The sequence below is a fragment of the Streptomyces sp. NPDC046831 genome (assembly GCF_040645305.1).
Lineage (GTDB): Bacteria > Actinomycetota > Actinomycetes > Streptomycetales > Streptomycetaceae > Streptomyces.
Genome location: NZ_JBEYXZ010000050.1, coordinates 16,827 through 37,190, shown reverse-complemented (window position 1 = coordinate 37,190; position 20,364 = coordinate 16,827). Strand labels below are relative to the sequence as shown.

The window sequence follows — 20,364 nt, the reverse complement described above, 5'->3', positions numbered from 1 at the left end:
CCTCCTGGCCCGCGCCGCCGCCCACACCCCCACCACCCCCGCCCACCGCCGCCGCACCAAGGCCGGCTGGCGCCGCCTGGAACGCGAGAACGGCTACCGCGCCCCGCACAGCTGGCACGCTTAAGGCCGCGCCGGCCCGGGCGGACCACGTGGCCGGGCGCCTGACCTGGCCGCGCGGGACCCCGGGCGGTGCGGGCCCCGGAACGAGCCACGGCCCTCGCGGGCGTGCCCCGGCTGCTCGCGCCCACAGCGGCGCCGGCGCCCGCCTTCCGTCCGGCACGGCCTCAGGGTGCCTGCCCCGCGTGCCCCGTGCCGTCCTGGCGCAGGACGCTCAACCGGCGCCTGAACTCGTCCTCGTCGATCTCCCCGCGGGCGAACCGCTCGGCGAGCAACTGCTCGGGGCCCGGACGCCCGGCGGAATCCGGGGCCTGCCCGGAGCCGCGGTTGAGGCTGCGGAAGACCAGCACACCGGCGCCGATCAGCAGGGCCCACAGCAGGACCATTCCCAGCGCCATGGCGAGCCAGCCCAAGCCGTTCGGGCCGTACGGGTACCAGTACATCATCACGTTCACTTCCCGGGCGCGTCAGTCGTGCGGCACCGGTGCCACCGGGCGGCCGGCACGGTGGCACCGGGGGCGTGGGCGACCGGACCGGATGCCGGCCCGCAGCCCGTCTCCCGCGGCGGCCCATCACCAGCATCGCGTCGCCCGCGCCGCGCGGGCAGGGGCTGCCGGGGCCATGACCGGGGCCGGCCGGCCCTGCCCGCACCGGTGCCCTGCCCGAGCCCAGCGCCACCTCCGGCCCGGTGCGGTCATTCGGGCAGGGTCAGGCGGCAGGTCTCCCCGGGGTGCACGGAGACGGCCCGGCCGGTCAGCCGGACGTCGATCGGTGAGCGGTCGGAGCGCGGTACGGCGATCTCCACACGGCCGTGCTCCAGCCGCAGCCGCACACCCCAGTGTCCCCGGTAGCGGAGGCAGAACCCGTACGACGACAGCACCGGCACCGGCACCGGGTCGAGCCACAGGGCGTCCTCCCGGGTCTCCAGCCCGGGCAGTCCGCGCTGGACCAGGTCGAGGGTGCCGGCCATGGCGCCGAGGTGGATGCCCTCGCCGGTGGTGCCGCCCTGCAGGTCGGCGATGTCGCTGCGCAGCGCCTCCTGGCAGAACGCCCACGCGTCCGCCCGGCGGGCACGGCCGAGGACCCAGCCGTGCACCAGTCCGCTGAGGGTCGAGCCGTGGCTGGTGCGGCCCAGGTAGTGGTCCACGGTGCGCAGCCAGACCTCCTCGTCGAGGGGGTAACCCATCCGGCCGAACAGCGAGCGCAGTTCCGCCGGCGAGAACAGGTAGCCGAGCATCAGCACGTCGGCCTGCTTGGACGCCTTGTAGCGGTTGACGCAGTCGCCCTCCGCCTCCAGGATCCGGTCCAGGCGGCGGATGTCGTCGTACCGCTCGCGGTAGCGGTCCCAGTCGAGCTCGGCGAGGTCGCCGTAGCCCTCGAACTGGCTGATGACGCCGTCGTGGAAGGGCACGTACAGGGTGCGCGAGACGTCCTCCCACCGCTGGAGCTCGCCGCTGTCCAGGTCGGTGCGCTCGGCGAGTTCGCGCCGGCGCGGCTCGGGCAGGGTGCGCAGTGTCTCCAGGGCCCGGGTCAGCACCCACGCGGCCGTGACGTTGGTGTAGGCGTTGTCGTCCAGGCCGGGCCGGCCGGCGTCCGGGTAGGCGTCGTGGTACTCGTCGGGTCCCATCACGCCGAGGATGCGGTGCCGCCCCAGGCGCTGGTCCCAGGTGGCGGAGTCCGCCCAGAAGCGGGCGATCTGCAGCAGCATCTCGGCGCCCTCCGTGTGCAGGAACTCGGCGTCATCGGTCGCCTGGCAGTACTGCCAGACGTTGTAGGCGACGGCCGATCCGACGTGCCGCTGCAGGTGCGAGTGGTCGGGCAGCCAGCGTTCGGAGCGGGGGTTGAGGTGCAGCCGCTGGGTCTCCTCCCGTCCGTCGCTGCCGCTCTGCCACGGGTACATGGCGCCGCGCCGGCCCGCCGCGCGGGCCGCCCGGCAGGCCTGTTCCAGACGCCGGTGACGGTAGTGCAGCAGGGCCCGGGAGACCTCGGGGAAGTGCAGGTTCAGATACGGCAGCACGAACAGCTCGTCCCAGAACACGTGGCCGCGATAGGCCTCGCCGTGCAGGCCCCGGGCGGGCACGCCGACGTCCAGGTCCGCGGTGTGCGGGGAGAGCGTCTGGAGCACGTGGAACAGGTGCAGGCGCAGGATGCGGCCCGGCTCCCCGGGGACGTCGATGTGGGCCCGGCGCCACAGCTGGTCCCAGGCCGTCCGGTGCGTCCTGAGCAGTTCGCCGAAGCGGGGCGCCGCGACGGCCCGGTCGATCGCGGCGCGCAGCGGGTCGCTGATCGCGGGGTCGCGGGAGGTGTGCAGGGCGGCGGTCTTGTCGACGGTGACGGTGCGGCCGGGCTCCAGGCGCAGCCGCAGCAGCTGGACCGCCCGCGGGTGCTCATGCCGGGCCGCCACACCCGTGGCCGCCTCGTCGCAGGCCAGACGGGTGGCCATGCCGATACGGACGTCGGACGTGCGAGTCCGGCACCGCAGCCACACGGTGCCGGGGACGGCGGTACCGGAGTGCACGTGGGTGAGGTGCCTGCCGTCCAGGCCCCGGTAACGCCGCACACCGGAGTTGGTGACGCCGCCGTCGATCGCCGCCTCGACCTCGGCGTCCGCGGCGAAGCCCTCGGCGGTGAACTCGGTGCGCAGGGCGGCCAGGTGCGGATCGGCCATGTGGACCACGCGGAGCTGGCGCACCAGCAGTGATCGCTCCTCCCCGAGGCCGTAGCGGGTACGGCGCTCCAGCAGTCCCGCGTCCAGGTGGAGGACCTGGTGGTGGTCGAGGACCGTCGCGGTGTCCGGCGTCAGCCAGGCGCCGCGGACGAGGCGGAACCGCAGGGGCAGCCAGTTGGGGACGTTGACCATGTCCTCGTTCTCGACCCGGCGGCCGGCCACGTGGGAGACGAGCCGGTTGTAGCACCCGGCCACGTAGGTGCCCGGGTAGTGCACGTCGTCCGCGTCGCACTCCGGCAGGGCGCCGCGGGTGGCGAAACAGCCGTTGCCCAGCGTGCACAGCGACTCCCTCAGCCGCTCCTGCGCGGGGTCGTAGCCGTCGTACGCCCAGCTGCCCGCCGTCACCGTCCCCCACCGCCGTCCCTCAGACCTGCTGCGGCACGACGGCCACCGGGCACTGCGCGTGGTGCAGCAGCGTGTGGCTCGTCCGGCCCAGCTGGAGGCCGATGCGGCCGGCCCCGCGACGCGCTCCGACGATCACGAGGTCGGCGGCGGCGGAACGGTGCACGAGGACCTTGTGCGCCGGCCCCTCGACGGCGACCGGGCGCACCTGGACGCCCGGGTGCTCGGCGCTCGCGTCGCGCAGCGTCTCCCGCAGCAGCGCGGCGGCCGGCTCCTCGGGGTCGGCGGCCGCTTCCCCGGACTTCGGGAACCCGCCGGGCGTGTGGAGGACGGGCCGGCGCCAGGCCCGTACGACGTCCAGGACGCAGCCGCGTGCCTCGGCCTCGCGGAAGGCGAACCGCACGGCCTCGGCACCGGTGTCCGACTCGCCGGCGCCGAGCAGGATCCGCTCGTGCGTGCCGGCCAGGCCCGCCGGATCCCCGCGCACCACGACCACCGGGCAGGGTGCCCGGCCCGCCACGGCCAGGGAGACCGAGCCGAGGAGCAGGCCCTTCAGCTCACCGCGCCCGCGGCACCCGGTGACGAGGGCCGAGGCGCTGCCGCCCTCATGCAGCAGGGCGGTCACCGCGTCCTCCGGGAGGATGTCGGTGGACACCTTCACGTCGGGGTTGCGCCGCTGGGCCCGCTCCGCCGCGGAGGCGACCACGTGCTCGGCCATGACCTGCTCCGAGGGGCGTTCCAGGCTGCCCGTGGGGACGACGCCCTCGTAGTGCTCCCAGAGGGAGGCGTACACCAGCCGCAGCGGCAGCCCGTGCCGGGCCGCCTCGTCCACCGCCCAGTCGACCGCCGTCAGGCCGGCGTCCGATCCGTCGACGCCCACGACCAGGGGCAGTTCCATCGCCGCCACCGCCTTCGCCCGGGCCGCCACGTCACGCGGCAGGTGGTCCCGCTGTCACCGTCGCATCCCGTCCTGCCGGACGCGAGGGCGGTTCGGCCCCTTCCGGGGACGTTCGGCCCCCGCGCGTGCCCGCACAGTCCTGGGGGGTGCGGGGGTGCGGGGGTGCGGCGGAGGCGCAGCCGACCCGGGGGAGCACACGGTCTCCTCGGGACGGCCGAGTCCCGAAGGGGGACCTTTGGCGCCTACTCCGCCGGGGGCGACTCCCCGACAATGAAGTCAGGGGCGGGGCACTGCTTCCCTGTGGCGCTGTTCCCCGCCCGCGCGGCCCGCAGGCAGGAGCCCCGAGGGCGGCGCCCCCCGCTCCGGAAGAAGCCGACGCGATGACCCCCACCACCCTGACCGCGGCCCCGCCGGCGGAACACCGCGAACGTCTGATGCCCCACGCTCGCGACGTCTCCGTCGATCAGGGCAGCCGTGCGTCCGGGACGGGCCACCACGCCGACCGGTCCGGATCACCCGGACCGGGACCGTCGCCCCGGACCCGCGCGACCCGCACCGGCACGCCGCCGCCGGCGGGTCGCCGGCATACGGCGCGCCGGCGGGCGCGGCTCCGGCGCATCGGTCGGCCGGCGGCTCCCCGCTCGCCGGGCCGGGTGAGTGCGCCGCGCTGAAGGGGCCGCAGCCATGTACGAGGAGGTGGCACATGCGTTACGACAATCGCGCGGACGCCGGGCGACGCCTGGCCCGAAGTCTGGAGGACCTGCGGGAGAGGGATGCGGTGGTGCTGGCGATCCCGCCGGGCGGTGTCCCGGTGGCGTTCGAAGTGGCCCGGCATCTCGGCGCACCGCTGGATCTGGCGGTGGTGCGCGCACTGAGCGTGCCGTGGCAGCCGGAGCTCGACTTCGGTGCCGTGGGGGAGTGCGGGGTCCGTGTCCTCGACCAGGACGTCGTACGGGAGAGCGGGCTGGGCCCGGCCGAGCGGGAGGGTGCCGAGCGCACCGGACGCGCGGAGCTGGAGCGGCGGCTGCGCCGCTGGCGTACCGGCCGGACACCGGTGCCGCTGGCCGGGCGGACCGCCGTGGTCGTGGACGACGAGGTGACCACCGGCGCGGCCGCCGAGGCCGCCTGCCGGGTGGCGCGGGCCCGGGGCGCGGACCGGGTCGTCCTGGCGGTACCCGTCGCTCCGGAGGCCGTGCTGTCGCGGCTGACGGCGGTGGCGGACCGGGTCGTCTGTGAGCAGCCGCTGCGCCGTCCCGGGTCCCCGGACGCCTGCTACAAGGACTTCGGGCCGACCACCGACGCGGAGATCACGGCCCTGCTGGCCGAGGCGGACCGGGCCGCCGCGACAGCCGGCTCCCCGACCGCCGCGGCCGGCGCAGGGATCGTGACGGCCGCTGCCGGGCTGCTGGTGCCGGAGCTCCTCTCGACGGACCGGGAGGTGGAGGTGTCGGCCGGCCGGGTGCGGCTTGCCGCGCGACTCACCCTGCCCGCCACGGTCCGCGCGGTGGTGGCCTACGCCCACGGCGGCAGCCGGCCGGGCGCACGCCAGCAGTACATCGCCGCCACCCTGCACCGGGCCGGTCTGGGCACCATGGTCGTCGACCTGCTCAGCGAGGACGAGGAGCGCAACCGGCACAACGCCTTCGACATCGTGCTGCTGGCCGGACGCCTGCACGCCGCCGCCTCCCAGGTGCGCCGGGAGACCGGGCTGCCGGTGAGTCTGTGCGGCGAGGACACATGCGCCGCTGCCGCCCTGGAGGCCGCGGTGGACGACGAGGTCCGTGCCGTGGTCTGTCTCAGCGGCCGTCCCGACCTGGCCAGCCCGGCGGCGCTGGCCCGGCTGCGCGCCCCGGCCCTGCTGGTGGTCGGCGCCCTGGACACCCGGGCGCTCGGGCTGAACCGGTGCGCCGCGGACTGGATGCACTGCGACCACCGTGTCGCCGTCGTCCCCGGCGCGACCCGCCTGTTCACCGAGCCCGGCACCCTGGAGGCCGCGGCGGAGCTGACCCGGGACTGGTTCACCGCCCATCTGGCTCGGCTGGACCGGGCATCGAGGCTCCTGACGCCGGCGTGACCGGGAGGCGGTTCGGGCGACGGCACGAGGATGAGCACCGGTGACGTCGGACGATCCTGGCCTTCACCCGGCCGCGATCGGCGGTGGGGGGACGGACCGGTGACAGGCCGGAGGCCACCCGGTTCCGCGGCAGGAGTGGGGGCGCCGGGGTGACGCTGGAGGTGTGGTGGCCGTCCGGATACGGGAGACGTGATGAGCGGTCTGGTGGTCGTGGGCGTGGACGGTTCCGCGTCGAGTCTCGCCGCGGTGGAGCAGGCGGCGCGCGAGGCGCGGTGGCGTGGGGCGGGTCTGCGCGTGGTGCACGCCTTCCTGTGGCCCGCGCTGCATGTACCGCTGGGGCCGTCGCTGCCGGGCCCGCCCGCGGGCGGGCTGCGGGACACGGTCGAACACCTGGTGGCCGAGGCGGTGGCGCGTGCCCGGTCCGCGGCACCGGAGGTGGACGTGTCCCACGTGGTGGTGACGGGGGAGCCACTGACGGTCCTGGAGGGGCAGTCGCGGGCCGCGGAACTCGTGGTCGTCGGATCACGGGGCATGGGCGGGTTCGTCGGGCTGCTGGTCGGATCGACGGCGGTGCATCTCGCCGCGCACGGCACGTGCCCGGTGCTCGTGGTGCGGGAACCGGGTGACGACACCGGCCCGGTGGTGCTGGGCGTCGACGGCCTCGCCACCGGGGAGCGGGCGGTGGACTTCGCCTTCGCCGAGGCGGCGTGGCGAGGAACGGGCCTGGTGGCCCTGCATGCCTGGACCACGTGGAGCGCGCCCCTGCCGCCGCCGCAGGATGCCGCCGCGCCGTACGCGAACCCGCCGGGCGCACTCGCCGAGGAGGAGGAGCGGTTGCTGTCCGAGGCGCTGGCCGGCCACCGGGAGCGGTACCCCGGGGTGGTCCCGGAGCACCGGCTGGTGCACGGCCGGACCCGCGAGGCGCTGATCGAGGCGAGCCGCTCCGCGCAGCTGCTGGTCGTCGGCGCCCGAGGGCGCGGCGGGTTCGCCGGGCTGCTGCTGGGATCGGTCAGCCAGGCCGTCCTGCACCACGCGCACTGCCCGGTCGCCGTCGTACGGAACCCTGATGGGCGACGCTGAGCGGGGCGGTTCGGCCTCCGGCCGTCCTGGCGCGGCCCCTCCACGCCGTCGACGGCCGTGTGACGTGCGCATCTCCGGTACGGGCGGCGTCCGGTGCGGCACCGGGCGCACGGTGCGGCACCGGACGCCTTCGTCAACCGCCCTGCCGGCCCGGAGCCCACCGGGCAGGGTCGGTCGGCCCCGGCCGGGGACGTGCGGCCCCTCATCCCGTCACCGCCGCACGGCCCACGCTGAGAGCGGACCTCGCACCTCGTAGGCGCGGACCACGTCGCGAACCATCACCGTGGGTCCGGACTGCTCGCCCGAGAGCCGGGCCGCCGCCGAATGGGCGGCGCGCGAAGCACGGCTGCGCGGCCTGCCCCTGAGCCTTCTGCCGTAGGTGATCGAGCGAGCCGGTATCGGAACGCCGCGCCGGCCCTCGTCGCCGCCTCCCACGACGCCTCCCTCGTCGTCGTGGGCCGCCGCACCCGCACCGGTCCTCTCGGCTCCCGCACCGGCCACGTCAGCCACGCCGTCCTGCACCATGCCGCCGCTCCCGTCGCCGTCGCCGCGCACGGCTGAGCCGCCGCTGCGAAGGAAGGGCACGAGATCGTCGACGAATACAGGCACCACGTACGAGCCTGCCGACACCAGCGCCCGGACCTCTCCCCGTTCCGTCGTCCCTGCCGAGGGGCCCGAGCCGGACCCGAGGGCCGTTGGACCGGGGTGCGGGCGAGGGCCGTTCCGCACGGCGCGTCGCCGGGCCCCTCCGGCCCGCGGACGGGCCGCTCGGCCCATGCCCCGAGCGGGGGCGCAGCCGCACGCTGAAAGTGACGCACGCAGCACGGCATCCGAGCCGGGAGGTCGCCATGGCCGGGAACCCGACCGTCAGTGACGTGATGACCCGCACGGTCGTGGCCCTGCGTACGGGCGCGGTGTTCAAGGACATCGCGGCGACCATGCGGCAGTGGCACGTCAGTGCCCTTCCCGTGCTGGACGGCGAGGGGAACGTCGTCGGCGTCGTCTCGGAGGCCGATCTGCTGCCCAAGGAGGAGTACCGCGAGACCGACGTCGGCCGCTACGGACAGGCGCTGCACCTCGCCGACGTCCGCAAGGCCGCCGCGGTGACCGCCGGGGAGCTGATGACCGCCCCCGCCGTCACCGTGGCCCCCGAAGCCACCCTCGCCCAGGCTGCCCGCATCATGGCCCGTCGCAGGGTCAAGCGGCTGCCGGTCGTCGGGCACGACGGGGCGCTGAAGGGCATCGTCAGCCGCTCCGACCTGCTGAAGGTGTTCCTGCGGGACGACGAGGACATCGCCGGGGAGGTACGCCGGGAGGTCGTCGTACACCTCTTCGGTACGCGCCCGCCGCCCGTCGGCGTCGAGGTGCACGACGGCGTCGTCACGCTCACCGGCCGCGTCGACGACACGGCGCTCGTGCCGGTCGCCACCCTGCTGACGCGGGCCGTGCCAGGCGTCGTCGACGTCCACTGCGCCCTGACCGGACGCCGCCACCCGGATCCCGAGCCGGACCCTCCGTACCCGGAACGCACGGCTTCCGCCTGACGGTCGCCGAGGCCGGCACCCCGGCCGGAACCGGCTCACCGTGTGGACCGACCGCGCCGGTCACGTGGTGTCCGCCCCCGTCGAGGGCGCGAGGCGACCGTCCGGACGGTCACTGATAGGAGCCCTCGTGACCTCCTCGGCCGGCGTGCGCTGTGGACCCGGTGGGCTTGTCACCCAGCTGGCTCTCCCCACGTGCTGGGCGGTGCGCCTCCCGGCCGGGTGCGCGGCGTGGTCGGGGCTGGGGCAGTCATGGTGGTCCTCCTCGTCGGTATCGGTCAGTGGTCCGACATCGGGCGCAGGCGCACGGGGACGGAGGCGTGTCCGTTGCTGATGAGGCTCGGCAGCCTCTTCAGCGCGGTTCGCTCCGTGGCGAGTCGGGCGTCGGGGAAGCGTTCGAAGAGCAGGCGCAGCGCGGTGGCGACTTCGAGTCGGGCGAGCGGCGCACCGAGGCAGAAGTGAACGCCGTGTCCGAAGGCGAGGTGTTCCTTGCTGGGGCGGGTGGCGTCGAAACGGTCGGCCTCCTTGTGCCAGTCGGGGTGGCGGTTGGCGGCGCCGTAGGAGGCGAGGATCGCCTCGCCGGCCTTGATCGTCCGGCCGTCGGGGAGCGGGATGTCGGTGCGGGCGTAGCGCAGGGGAAGGTGCTTGAGCGCGGGCTGGTGGCGCAGGGTCTCCTCGACGACGTCCTGCCAGGTGCAGCGGCCTTCCCGGATGTGGGCGAGCTGCTGGGGATCGGTGAGCAGGGTGGTGATGGCCTGGTCGATGACGTTGACGGTGGTCTCGTATCCGGCGCTGATCATCAGCAGGAGCGTGTCGCGCAGCTCGGCGTGGCTGAGGGTGGAGCCGTCTTCCTCGTCGCGCGTGGCGATCAGCAGCGAGGTCATGTCCTCACCGGGCTCAGTGCGCTTGGTCTCGATCAGGACGTCCAGCAGGCCGTAGAGGGCGGCGGTGTTCGCGGCCTGTTCCTCGGCGGAGAGATGGGTGGCGAACACGTTGTCCACCACGGTGCGGAGTTCGGTGCGCTGGTCGGCGGGGACGCCCATGAGCTTGCCGATGACAGCGATCGGGAGCGGGTAGGCGAGGTGCTCGCGCAGGTCGACCGTCTCGCCGGCCGGGAGGGCGTCGAGGATGCCGTCGACGAGGGCCTCGATGTCCGCCTGGAGGGCGGCGGTGCGGCGGGCGGAGAGGGCGGGGGCAACCATGCGGCGCAGACGGCTGTGATCCTTGCCGTAGGCGGTGAACATGTTCTCCACCGCGACCCACAGGGCCAGCGGCCAGGTGGCGACGGTCTCGGCGAAGGCCGGCCAGTGGGAGCGGCCGTCCTTGGAGACGTCCTTGCTGGTCAGGAGATGCTTGAGGAGGGCCGGGTCGGAGACCGACCAGGCGCGCACGCCGAGGATGTCCACCAGCGTCGCCGGGCCGCGCTCGCGCAGGGCCTGGTGTTCGGCGTCCGGGTCGGATGCGGTCGGGTCGAGGACGAGTATCTGCTGTTCGGACACGGTGAGGTCTCTTTCAGCTCGTGGGGAGGTCGACGGGCAGGGCGACCAGGCAGCGGTGGATGGGAGCGGGGCGCCAGGCGACGTCGTCCCGGTGGCCGTCGAGGTCCGTCTCGGGCAGAGCGTCGAGGACGTGGAGGACGGCGGCTTCGGCGACGAGGTACGCCTGCGATCTGGCCGGGCAGCTGTGCGGGCCGGCTCCCCAGGCGAGGTGGGCCCGATTGCCCAGCAGCCGGTGGGATCCCAGGGTGGGGTCGCTGTTGCAGGCGGTGTAGCTGATGACCACCGGCTGGTCGGCCGGAAGCACGGAGCCGCCGATGTCGACCGGCCGGGTCGGGGGTCGCGGTGCAGGACGCTGTCCCGGGCCTCGCGGACGGAGGCGTCGCCTGCGGCATCGCTCGGCCACACTCCGCACGAGTTCGAGTCCGTCCGCCGGACGTAGTGACTCCAGCAGGCGGAGTGTCAGACCGGGACAAGGCCACCGCGCACCTCCTGCGTTGAACTGCCGGTCTACCATGGAGAGTTGCACGGTGGCTGCCTGATGCGCAGGGAGCGGAGACCGTCACCGGATGCACGCCCCGGGCATCCGCCCGCGCACACCCGCACGGTGATCGCCCGCACCATCGCGCGGGACTCCATCTCCCAGGGTGTCGTTGCACGCGATCTGAACCGGCTGACCGACCACGGGCTCGGGGTGTTCGTGACGGACGGCGCGGCCTCGTCCTCCGATCGCGCCGGCCGGCCTCTGTGTTCGGTCCGCCAGAGACCCTTGCCGGGCCACCTCCTGGTCACTGGCCCGCGCCTCGATCGGCCCGGCGCCCCCCCAACCGGACCCGCTCACGCCGGACTCGCTCCTCAGCGGTCAGCCCTCCGCCATCGGGACACCTCATCCCTACGGCATAGCGTGGCCATGGACAGCCGTCACGACCCCATGTGACCCGCGCCCTTGAAGATGTCTCGCAATCGTCCGTGAGTTCCCCTGCGGGGGCGCACGACACAGGTCGCGATCGCCGGTTGGCCAAACCGGCGATCGTGACGACCATTGGAGGCGTTCGCAGCGGCAGCGGCTGTGCTGGGCGGTGGAGCCGTTCGGTCACTATGGACCTTCATGCCGGCGCCCGGCAGCCCCCGTATCGACGCGGGAGGGGCGATCCGATCACGGCGCGATGTCATGCCTTGTGTTAGTGTCATGCGCTTGCGTGGTCGTCGCGGTGGGCGATTCTGCCTGTTCGGTTCCGCTTGTGCGTGGGCTGTTCAATCCTGCCGGGCCTTCCTCGGTACGTTCCCCTGCGGAAGGCTGTTCTTGAAGCATCCCGATGACTCCGGCATCGCTCACGGTGGTCCCGCCCGGCCCGAGGCCACGACCCCGGCGCTGTCGCCGGCCGTCTCCTTCGCCGGTCTGGAACTGCCGGTGGAGGTGCTGCGGACCCTGAGCGGACAGGGGGTGCGCGAGCCCTTTCCTATCCAGGCCGCCACACTGCCCGACGCCCTGCAGGGGCGCGATGTCCTGGGGCGCGGGCGCACCGGATCGGGCAAGACGCTCGCCTTCGGCCTGCCGCTGCTGGCACGTACGGCCGGGCGGCGCGCCGAACCGAAGCAACCCCTCGCTCTGATTCTCGTGCCCACCCGGGAGCTGGCCCAACAGGTCACCCAGGCGCTGGCGCCGTACGCCGAGGCACTGCGGCTGCGGATGGCCACGGTCGTCGGCGGCATGTCGATCGGCCGGCAGGTCGCCGCGCTGCGCCAGGGAGCCGAGGTGGTCGTCGCCACCCCCGGACGCCTGCACGACCTGGCCGAGCGCAACGCCTGCCGCCTGGGACGGGTAAGGATCACCGTGCTGGACGAGGCCGACCAGATGTGCGACTTGGGATTCCTGCCGCAGGTTGCCGACGTGCTCGACCAGGTGCACCCCGACGGTCAGCGGATGCTCTTCTCGGCCACTCTCGATCGCGACGTCGATCAGCTGGTCCGCCGCTACCTCCACGACCCCGTCGTCCACTCGGTCGACCCGTCCGCGGGCACGGTCACGACGATGGAGCATCATGTTCTGGTCGTCCACGGCCCTGACCGCTACGCCGTCACCACGGAGATCGCCGCTCGCGACGGCCGCGTACTGCTGTTCCTCGACACCAAGCACGCCGTCGACCAGCTCACCCGGCATCTGCGGGCCAACGGGGTGCGCGCCGGGGCCCTGCACAGCGGCAAGTCCCAGCCACAGCGCACACGGACCCTGGCGCAGTTCAAGAACGGCCAGATCACCGTTCTGGTGGCGACCAATGTCGCGGCCCGTGGCCTGCACGTCGACGACCTCGATCTCGTGGTCAACGTCGACCCGCCCACCGACCCCAAGGACTATGTGCACCGGGCGGGCCGCACCGCCCGCGCCGGTGAGTCCGGCAGCGTGGTCACGCTCGTGCTGGCGGGCCAGCGCCGCGAGACGAGCCGCATGATGGCCGGGGCCGGCATCGAGCCGACCGTCACCAAGGTGCGCTCGGGCGAGGCGGAGCTGAGCCGGATCACCGGCGCCAAGACTCCCTCCGGGATCCCGCTCGACGGCGAGCCCGCCGTCCCCCGGCCCAAGAACACCAACGCTCCCTTCCGCGGCCTCGGCACCAGCAAGGACACCGCCCGCGGCGCCGGCGGCACATCCCGGAAGGGCCGCGAGGCCCGCAAGCTCGCCGAGGCCCGCAAGGCCGCCCTCGTGCGTCGCAACGGCTGAGAGCCGTTGCCCTGGCAGCCTGGCCACGGGATCGACAACCCTCGGCCCGGCCCGAAGCCCGTCCTGCGCCCCCCACCTACGAAGCGAACGCCCTCGGCAGCGAGAGGGATACCCGCCGAAACGGAACAGGATGATGGTGCCGGCGCCCCGCACTGCGCCCGGCATGACAAGCTGTGCTTGCCCACCCCCGAACCCAGGAGGTCACCATGACCGCAGAGCCCGCAGCTACGGAAGGTTCGGAGCCGGCTGCCCCCGAGACGTCCCCTCTGGCGCCGGACAGTGACGGCAACTACGACCTCAAGCGCAAGTTCCGCGAAGCCCTGGCGCGCAAGCGCGGTGCGCAGGCGGACGCCGCCGATGGTGCCGCCAAGTCCGATGCGTCGAAGGTGCGTTCGGCGCACGGCCCGGCTGCGAGCCAGCGGTCGTTCAGGCGCAAGAGCGGTGGCTGAGTCGATCAGCCCCGCGGTCTGGCCGCTCGACCAGCACTCTGAGCGCCACCCACACGCCCGCCCCGTGCAGTGGCCCGCAACGTGCGCGTACCCCTGTGCGCCTTGCGGGCGAGGCATGGCCGGCGGTCTTGCCTGAGGGAAGGGCCCAGCCGCGGTCGGCGCGGGTCGGCGGCGCCGCCGCGCTGGAATTCCGGCCAGGACGTCCGGCCGCCGACGCTGCACGGTGGCCGGACGTAGCTGACGGCCCGGTGCGATCATCTGCCACCTCGGCGTCACCGTCGAAGGGCCCCTCATGGTGGTACCGATCATCTGCGCTTCCGATGGCGGTACCCGTGGACGTCCACGGCTCGGCCGCCGGCCGCAGCCTGTTCGCGTCACCCGCCGCCACGGTCCGCGTCACGGTCACCCACGTCGACGGCCTCGTTCTCGCCCGTCGGGTCTTCGACCACGGCGTCAACTACCGCAGCGTCACGGTCTGCGCCACCGCCCGCCTGGTCACAGACCCCCGATGAGAAACCCGCCGGCCCGCGCTGCCTGACCGAGCAAGCCACGTCCGGCCGGTGTGACTACGCCCGCCGTCCCAGCCACACGGAACTCGTCGTAACGGCGCTGCTCGCTCTCCCCCTGGACGAGGCGTTCGTCAAGATGCGCACCGGAGCCCCGGACGACGGCGCCGGCGAGGACGCTCGACTCGGCCTGGGGGCAGGCGTTCTGGCCGCTGCCCGTCACGTGGGACGACTTGGAGCCAGACCCGCTGCTGCCCGCAGGCATCGAGGCCCTCACCCTTCTGGCGAACCGGGTCGGCACCCCGGCCAACCGAACGCCACGCCGACCCGGCGCGACCGGCGCACACACACGCTCTATGAAGGAACGGGACGAATCGCCTCGTCCCATTCGAAAAGGACATGTCCGGGAAGCGGGCCCTCGGGCTGTGCGAGCACACGACACGGACGCCATCGAAGCCCCGCCGACCCCCGCCAGGGCCATCGCCGGGGTCGTCCGACGACGCGGACCACCGCCGGCGCCCTGTCGAGCAGGGGCAGCAGCCCGTTGCTGCATTTGTTTCGACCCTTGCTCATCTCGCGACCGGTGTGCGATCTTAGTCTCGTTCCGCTCATGGAAACGTTTCCGTAAGGAGGTGGGGCGGATGGCCACGATCAAGGATGTCGCGGCACGAGCCGGCGTCGCGCTGGGTACCGCATCCCGTGTGCTCAGCGGCAGCAGTCAGACTTCGGCCGACTCCCGCGCCCGTGTGCTCGCCGCCGCCGCCGAGCTGGGATACATCGCCAACGGCCCCGCCCGTTCGCTGCGGCGCGCCCGTACGGACGTGCTGGGGCTGCTCGTCTCGGACATCCGTAACCCGTTCTTCTCCGAGCTGGCTCACGCCGCAGAGCAGGAGGCGCGCCGCCACGGGTACACCGTGCTGCTGGCCAACGCGAACGAGGACGCCGAGCAGGCCGACGCATACCTTCGGACCTTCGCCGCTCAGCGCATCGACGGCCTGCTGTTCTCACCGCAGAGCGCCGTCTCGCCGCAGGTTGCCGCCACGCTCGCGTCCGGACTGCCGGTTGTGTTCCTCAACCGCACGATCGAGGGCGTCGACGCCCCGCTGTACGGCACGGACAACGCTCAGGGCGTGCAGCAGGTGCTTGCCTGGCTGCAGCGCCGGGGCCACCGCGACGTCGCCTTCATCGGAGGCCCGGACTCGATCTCCACCGGCGCCGAGCGCCGCGCCGCCTACCTCGCCGGGCGCCAGGCACACGGCATCAGCACCGACGACAGGCTGCTCGACGCCGGTGACTTCCTGGCTGGCGGAGCGGCCGAGGCCATGTCCCGCATCCTCGACCGTGGCGTCACGTTCACGGCCGTGTTCGGTGCGAACGGTCTGACCACCCTGGGAGCCGTGCGCGCCCTGCGTGAGCGGCTCGGCGCAGAGCAGGCCGCCCGTATCGAAGTCGTCTCCTTCGACGACCTCGACTGGTTCGAGTTCGCCTCTCCGCCCATCAGCGCGGTCCGCAACGACGCGTCGTCGATCGGCCGGCTCGGTGTACGCGGGCTCGTCGACCTCATTGCCGGCCGCGCCGCACACGGACAGCGTGTCCCCACCACCTTCGCCGACCGGTCCGCGCAGGACATCCGATGAGCATGCGGATCGCCCTCGACACCGCCCGCACCGAGGACGCCGGCTCCCTCAGCCGTCCGCGTCGTCAAGGCATAACTGTGCAGTCCACCTCGATGCCGACGCCGTCGACGGTGATGCCGCCCTGCACCCTGTCCTCACCCGCGATCCCGGCGTCTTCACAGGCACAGCCGCCCAGGTGGGGAGCACCCCTCGGGACCCGGCGCCGAGCGTGCAATGCCCGGCAAGGCCGTCGCCCGCGCTTACGCGATCGCGCAGCGTGCGGCCAACACCCGCACCACGCACTCACCGTCGCTGTGACACCAGACCCAGCACCACGACCTCCGTCCCCCATCCGGCGGCAGGCGGTGCGCCCGTCCTGAAAGGAACCACCGATGAAGGTCGCCCTCGGCGCGGACCATGCCGGATATCCGCTCAAAGGTGCCGTCCGCCAGGCTATTGAGGCTCTCGGTCACGAGGTGATCGATTGCGGCACCCACAGCTGCGACCCTGTCGACTTCCCGGACATCACCCGCAGCACCTGCGAGGTGGTGCTCTCCGGCTCCGCCGATCGGGCGGTGCTCGTGTGCGGCACCGGCCAGGGCGCCGTCATGGCCGCCAACAAACTGCCCGGCGTCCGTTGCGGCCTCGCCCACGAGCCCTACTCCGCCCACCAGGCAGTCGAGCACGACGACGCCAACGCCATCGCCATCGGGGCCTGGCTGGTCCCGCACGCGCTCGTGCCCGACATCGTCCGTGAGTTCCTCGGTGCCGTCTTCGACGACGACGAGGAAACCCGCCGCCGGGTCGCCAAGCTCAACGCGCTCGACGCCCTGACCTCGGCCTCCTGACAAGCCGCCCACACACCCCTTGAGCGGGTGAACTCTCTCTTCCGCTGACACCGAAGGGCCCCGCCCGCGAACGACTGCGCCGGGCGCCTGTCCGTCATGCCCGGAAGCACCCAGTAAAGGATCCGGCCTCCCCTCGTGCGGCCCCATCCTCCTCATTGCGCAGACGCCGGCTCCTCTCCGGCGACCCACCAAGGAGATCCACCATGTCCACCAGCGCCCCCGCCGGACGGCGAAGCGTGCTCGGCTCCAAGGACCGCGTCAAGACAGCAGTCGCCGCGGGCCTCGGCACCAGCGTCGAGAACTACGACTTCATCGCCTACGGCACCGCCTCCGCGCTCTACTTCGGAGCGGTCTTCTTCCCCGAGAGCGACCGGTTCGTCGGCACCCTGCTCGCCTTCGCCACCCTCGCCGTCGGTTTCGTCATGCGACCGCTCGGAGGAGCCATCGGCGGCTACTTCGCCGACAAGGTCGGCCGCAAACCCGTCCTCGTCACGGCGATGCTCGTCATGGGTGCCGCCACCTTCCTCATCGGCGCGCTGCCGACCTACGAACAGGTCGGCGTGCTCGCACCGATCCTGCTCGTGGCCCTCCGCATGCTTCAGGGCCTGGCATTCGGTGCCGAATGGGGCGGTGCGATCACCATGGCCTACGAGCACGCGCCGTGGCACCGCCGCGGCATGTTCGCCGCGATCCCCCAGTCCGGCAACCCTCTGGGCATTGCCCTGGCCAGCGGCGTGTTCGCGTGGAGTGACACCCTCGGCGGCAACTGGCAGTGGCGCACGCCCTTCCTGCTCAGCGCCGTCCTTGTGATCGTCGCGCTGATCGTGCGTTCCCGTCTCACGGAATCCCCCGAATTCCAGGAGGCCCAGGCAAGCGGCAAGACCGAGCGGAACCCGCTCCGCGCGACCCTGGCCGGCGATTGGCGCGGCATCCTGCGTGTCATCGCCTTGCGCGTCGTGGAATCCTTCGCCTACTACTCCACCGCGACCTACCTGCTCAACTACATCACCGAACGCCACCCCGACCTCAGGCCCGTGGCCCTCGGTGCGATCACCGCCGCCAGCGTCCTCGCCATAGCGGTCACCTTCCTCGCCGGCGCACTCACCGACCGCATCGGACGCCGCCCCATCTACATCACGGCCTGTACGGCGGCGATCCTCTTCGCCTTCCCCATGTATCTGCTCACCAACTCCGCCCGACCCGCCCTGGTGGTGACGGTGTTCATCATCGGCATCGGCCTCATCCACGCATCGCTCACAGGAACCCAGGGCTCTCTGCTCACCGAGCAGTTCCGCACTGCCACCCGTACCTCGGGCGCCTCGCTCGGCTACCAAGTCGCCGCGGCCATCGGCGGCTTCGCACCACTGCTCGCCGCCGCCCTGGTAGGCGCCTTCGGGTGGCCGGGCGCGGCGCTGCTCTACCTCGGCGCGGCCTTGATCGGTCTCGTCGGCATCCTCGCGACCAAGGAGACCTGGGGTCGCCAGGAGCGGGAGCGCGTGCTCCGCCTCGTTGCAGAGGAAGGCCGTGCTCAGACCGCGGCCGGCACTCCGGTGAATGCCGTCCTGCCGCCCTCGCCTGGCTCTCGGTGACCTCGCTTCCCCTCGTGGTGCCTCGTGGCGTGCGCTCTTTGCCGCATCGCCACTGGCCGGCGGGGCCGGCGCCGCGTCGCCGGGCTCGGTCTGGGGACCAGCACAGGTAGAAGGCCAGTTCGCCACTGGTGCGGTTGCTGCGGACCAGTAGATGGCGGTGGCTGTCTTTTGCCGATGTGGACCAAGGCCCAGTCGTAGTAGCGCGGGCCCTTCGCGCCTTTGCCTGCGCTCTGCCGCTGCCAGGCGGTGGAGCGCAGGCGGCCGGCGACGGCGTCCGCGCGGATGGGGACCTCCGGCACGCCGGGATCTCGTTCTGGCTCTATCAGAAAGTCGACCCGGCCGAGTGCGCCCGCCGCGCCGGCCAGAGCATCGAGGTTCTCCTTCACCACCACGCCGAGTTCCTTGACGGCCTTCGAGAGCAGGCGGACCGCCTCATCGAGAGTCCATGAACGAGTGGCAGCGCGTCAGGCAAGGTGACGTACCCGAGGGCTGAACCGGAGGTTTGGTCCGTGACTGGTCCGGAAGCACTGGTCAGGAGGGGCGCAGTCGTGGGGGGAATCGGGGGTTGGCGCGCAAGCCGGGCTCGGCCGGGAGCGGACTGAGCGAAGGGCGCCTGACGGGTGAAAACCCAGGTCAGACACCCTTTCGCGTCGTCTAGAAGAAGCCCAGCTTCTTCGGCGAGTACGACACCAGGAGGTTCTTCGTCTGCTGGTAGTGCTCCAGCATCATCCGGTGCGTCTCGCGGCCGATGCCGGACTGCTTGTAGCCGCCGAAGGCCGCGTGGGCCGGGTAGGCGTGGTAGCAGTTCGTCCAGACGCGGCCCGCCTGGATGGCGCGGCCCGCTCGGTAGGCGGTGTTGATGTCCCGGGTCCACACGCCCGCGCCCAGGCCGTACAGCGTGTCGTTGGCGACCTTGATGGCGTCGTCGAAGTCGTCGAAGGACGTCACCGAGACCACCGGCCCGAAGATCTCCTCCTGGAAGATCCGCATCCGGTTGTTGCCCTCGAAGATGGTCGGCTGGACGTAGTAGCCGCCCTTCAGTTCCCCGTCGTACTCGATGCGCTCTCCGCCGGTGAGGACCCGCGCCCCCTCCTGCCGGCCGATGTCGAGGTAGGAGAGGATCTTCTCGAGCTGGTCGTTGGAGGCCTGGGCGCCGATCATCGTGTCGGTGTCGAGCGGGTGTCCCGGCTTGATCAGCTCGGTGCGCGCGACCGCCGCCTCCAGGAACTCGGTGTAGTGGCCGCGCTGGACGAGCGCCCGGGACGGGCAGGTGCAGACCTCGCCCTGGTTCAGGGCGAACATGGTGAAGCCTTCGAGCGCCTTGTCACGGAAGTCGTCGTCCAGCGCCCACACGTCGTCGAAGAAGATGTTCGGCGACTTGCCGCCCAGCTCCAGGGTGACCGGCTTGATGTTCTCCGAGGCGTACTGCATGATCAGCCGCCCTGTCGTCGTCTCACCCGTGAAGGCCACCTTGGCCACCCGGGGGCTGGAGGCCAGCGGCTTGCCCGCCTCGGCACCGAAGCCGTTGACGATGTTCACCACACCGGGCGGCAGCAGGTCGGCGATCAGGCTCATCCAGTAGTGGATGGACGCCGGGGTCTGCTCGGCCGGCTTGATGACCACCGCGTTGCCCGCGGCGAGCGCCGGCGCCAGCTTCCACGTCGCCATCAGGATGGGGAAGTTCCAGGGGATGATCTGCGCGACCACGCCGAGCGGCTCGTGGAAGTGGTAGGCCACCGTGTCGTCGTCGATCTCGCCGAGCGAGCCCTCCTGGGCCCGGATGGCGCCAGCGAAGTAGCGGAAGTGGTCGATGGCGAGGGGGATGTCGGCGGCCAGCGTCTCGCGCACCGGCTTGCCGTTCTCCCAGCTCTCGGCGACGGCCAGCGGTTCGAGGTGGGCCTCCATGCGGTCGGCGATCTTCAGCAGGATGTCGGCGCGCTCCGTCACCGATGTCCGGCCCCAGCCCGGGGCGGCCGCGTGCGCCGCGTCCAGCGCCCGCTCCACGTCCTCCGCGGTGCCGCGCGCGACCTCCGTGAAGGGCAAACCGTTCACCGGTGAGGGGTTCTCGAAGTACTGCCCACGAGCCGGGGGCACGTACTCGCCGCCGATGAAGTGGTCGTAGCGCGCCTGGTAGGAGACGATCGCGCCCTCGGTGCCGGGTGCCGCGTAACGGGTCATCCTGGTGTGCCTCCTTCAGAAGCGCTGCCCGCCTTCGGGCAGCTCTCGGCGCGAGGCTAGGAACGACGACGTTGCAACGACGTTGCGCGCGAGCGGGGCTTCGAGCGCAGATTCGGCCGGCGGCCGGTGCGAAGTCGAGCGGCCCGCCGGGGTGGGGAACGGGTGCCCCGGCGTGACGTCGGG

15 protein-coding genes and 3 pseudogenes are annotated in these 20,364 nt (G+C 72.7%); 12 read left to right on the top strand and 6 right to left on the bottom strand.

Annotated features, from left to right (window positions below):
• Positions 1–124 (top strand): annotated as a pseudogene (locus ABZ920_RS28770) (acyl-CoA carboxylase subunit epsilon); the annotation flags it as partial.
• Positions 125–284: 160 nt separating this feature from the next.
• On the opposite strand, the gene ABZ920_RS28765 reads toward ABZ920_RS28770, so the two are convergent.
• The 3 genes from ABZ920_RS28765 to ABZ920_RS28755 form a co-directional block, all read right to left on the bottom strand.
• Entirely contained in the window at positions 285–563 is a 279-nt protein-coding gene (locus tag ABZ920_RS28765) for an SHOCT domain-containing protein (RefSeq protein ID WP_361511160.1), read from the bottom strand.
• Between the two features lie 248 nt (positions 564–811).
• A complete protein-coding gene (locus ABZ920_RS28760; RefSeq protein WP_361511152.1) occupies positions 812–3,190 on the bottom strand; it encodes a glycosyl hydrolase family 65 protein in 2,379 nt (792 codons plus the stop codon).
• A 19-nt stretch (positions 3,191–3,209) separates the two neighbouring features.
• A complete protein-coding gene (locus tag ABZ920_RS28755) occupies positions 3,210–4,085 on the bottom strand; it encodes a universal stress protein (RefSeq protein ID WP_361511149.1) in 876 nt (291 codons plus the stop codon).
• A 703-nt stretch (positions 4,086–4,788) separates the two neighbouring features.
• Here ABZ920_RS28755 and ABZ920_RS28750 point away from each other — a divergent pair.
• The 5 genes and pseudogenes from ABZ920_RS28750 to ABZ920_RS28730 all read left to right on the top strand — a co-directional run bounded on the left by ABZ920_RS28750 (position 4,789) and on the right by ABZ920_RS28730 (position 8,783).
• Complete coding sequence (locus ABZ920_RS28750; RefSeq protein WP_361511146.1) at positions 4,789–6,159, top strand: phosphoribosyltransferase; 1,371 nt, start codon at positions 4,789–4,791, stop codon at positions 6,157–6,159.
• A 192-nt stretch (positions 6,160–6,351) separates the two neighbouring features.
• A complete protein-coding gene (locus ABZ920_RS28745; RefSeq protein ID WP_361511143.1) occupies positions 6,352–7,239 on the top strand; it encodes a universal stress protein in 888 nt (295 codons plus the stop codon).
• Positions 7,240–7,522: 283 nt separating this feature from the next.
• The gene (locus ABZ920_RS28740; protein WP_361511140.1) at positions 7,523–7,618 is read left to right on the top strand and encodes a hypothetical protein; all 96 of its coding nucleotides are present in this window, start codon (positions 7,523–7,525) and stop codon (positions 7,616–7,618) included.
• A gap of 38 nt (positions 7,619–7,656) precedes the next feature.
• Positions 7,657–7,800: pseudogene (locus tag ABZ920_RS28735) on the top strand (universal stress protein); the annotation flags it as partial.
• 287 nt (positions 7,801–8,087) lie between these two features.
• On the top strand, positions 8,088–8,783 hold the full coding sequence (locus ABZ920_RS28730) for a CBS domain-containing protein (protein ID WP_361511138.1): 696 nt from the start codon (positions 8,088–8,090) through the stop codon (positions 8,781–8,783).
• Between the two features lie 275 nt (positions 8,784–9,058).
• On the opposite strand, the gene ABZ920_RS28725 is transcribed toward ABZ920_RS28730, so the two are convergent.
• Both ABZ920_RS28725 and ABZ920_RS28720 read right to left on the bottom strand, forming a co-directional pair.
• Complete coding sequence (locus ABZ920_RS28725) at positions 9,059–10,279, bottom strand: cytochrome P450 (protein WP_361511135.1); 1,221 nt, start codon at positions 10,277–10,279, stop codon at positions 9,059–9,061.
• Positions 10,280–10,292: 13 nt separating this feature from the next.
• A complete protein-coding gene (locus ABZ920_RS28720; RefSeq protein ID WP_361511132.1) occupies positions 10,293–10,583 on the bottom strand; it encodes a hypothetical protein in 291 nt (96 codons plus the stop codon).
• 996 nt (positions 10,584–11,579) lie between these two features.
• Between ABZ920_RS28720 and ABZ920_RS28715 the strand changes: the two genes are divergently transcribed.
• The 6 genes and pseudogenes from ABZ920_RS28715 (at position 11,580) to ABZ920_RS28690 (ending at position 18,003) form a co-directional block, all read left to right on the top strand.
• A complete protein-coding gene (locus tag ABZ920_RS28715; RefSeq protein WP_361511129.1) occupies positions 11,580–12,995 on the top strand; it encodes a DEAD/DEAH box helicase in 1,416 nt (471 codons plus the stop codon).
• A gap of 206 nt (positions 12,996–13,201) precedes the next feature.
• Positions 13,202–13,444, top strand: a complete 243-nt coding sequence (locus tag ABZ920_RS28710; RefSeq protein WP_361511126.1) for a DUF5302 domain-containing protein — start codon at positions 13,202–13,204, stop codon at positions 13,442–13,444.
• A gap of 256 nt (positions 13,445–13,700) precedes the next feature.
• A pseudogene (locus ABZ920_RS28705) lies at positions 13,701–14,219 on the top strand (pyridoxamine 5'-phosphate oxidase family protein); the annotation flags it as partial.
• A gap of 372 nt (positions 14,220–14,591) precedes the next feature.
• Positions 14,592–15,587 (top strand): LacI family DNA-binding transcriptional regulator, encoded by a 996-nt coding sequence (locus ABZ920_RS28700; RefSeq protein ID WP_361511157.1) that lies wholly within the window; start codon positions 14,592–14,594, stop codon positions 15,585–15,587.
• A gap of 371 nt (positions 15,588–15,958) precedes the next feature.
• On the top strand, positions 15,959–16,414 hold the full coding sequence (locus tag ABZ920_RS28695; RefSeq protein WP_361511123.1) for an RpiB/LacA/LacB family sugar-phosphate isomerase: 456 nt from the start codon (positions 15,959–15,961) through the stop codon (positions 16,412–16,414).
• Positions 16,415–16,617: 203 nt separating this feature from the next.
• Positions 16,618–18,003: an MFS transporter gene (locus tag ABZ920_RS28690; RefSeq protein ID WP_361511120.1), complete on the top strand. Its 1,386-nt coding sequence runs from the start codon at positions 16,618–16,620 to the stop codon at positions 18,001–18,003.
• Positions 18,004–18,657: 654 nt separating this feature from the next.
• On the opposite strand, the gene adh is transcribed toward ABZ920_RS28690, so the two are convergent.
• Complete coding sequence (gene adh, locus ABZ920_RS28685; RefSeq protein WP_361511117.1) at positions 18,658–20,181, bottom strand: aldehyde dehydrogenase; 1,524 nt, start codon at positions 20,179–20,181, stop codon at positions 18,658–18,660.
• Between the last annotated feature and the right edge of the window lie 183 nt (positions 20,182–20,364).

Coding starts and splice junctions, on each gene's coding strand:
- ABZ920_RS28700 (WP_361511157.1), top strand. CDS start 14,592: ATGGCCACGATCAAGGATGTCGCGGCACGAGCCGGCGTCGCGCTGGGT.
- adh (WP_361511117.1), bottom strand. CDS start 20,181: ATGACCCGTTACGCGGCACCCGGCACCGAGGGCGCGATCGTCTCCTAC.
- ABZ920_RS28690 (WP_361511120.1), top strand. CDS start 16,618: ATGTCCACCAGCGCCCCCGCCGGACGGCGAAGCGTGCTCGGCTCCAAG.
- ABZ920_RS28710 (WP_361511126.1), top strand. CDS start 13,202: ATGACCGCAGAGCCCGCAGCTACGGAAGGTTCGGAGCCGGCTGCCCCC.
- ABZ920_RS28750 (WP_361511146.1), top strand. CDS start 4,789: ATGCGTTACGACAATCGCGCGGACGCCGGGCGACGCCTGGCCCGAAGT.
- ABZ920_RS28745 (WP_361511143.1), top strand. CDS start 6,352: ATGAGCGGTCTGGTGGTCGTGGGCGTGGACGGTTCCGCGTCGAGTCTC.
- ABZ920_RS28755 (WP_361511149.1), bottom strand. CDS start 4,085: ATGGAACTGCCCCTGGTCGTGGGCGTCGACGGATCGGACGCCGGCCTG.
- ABZ920_RS28765 (WP_361511160.1), bottom strand. CDS start 563: ATGATGTACTGGTACCCGTACGGCCCGAACGGCTTGGGCTGGCTCGCC.
- ABZ920_RS28730 (WP_361511138.1), top strand. CDS start 8,088: ATGGCCGGGAACCCGACCGTCAGTGACGTGATGACCCGCACGGTCGTG.
- ABZ920_RS28695 (WP_361511123.1), top strand. CDS start 15,959: ATGAAGGTCGCCCTCGGCGCGGACCATGCCGGATATCCGCTCAAAGGT.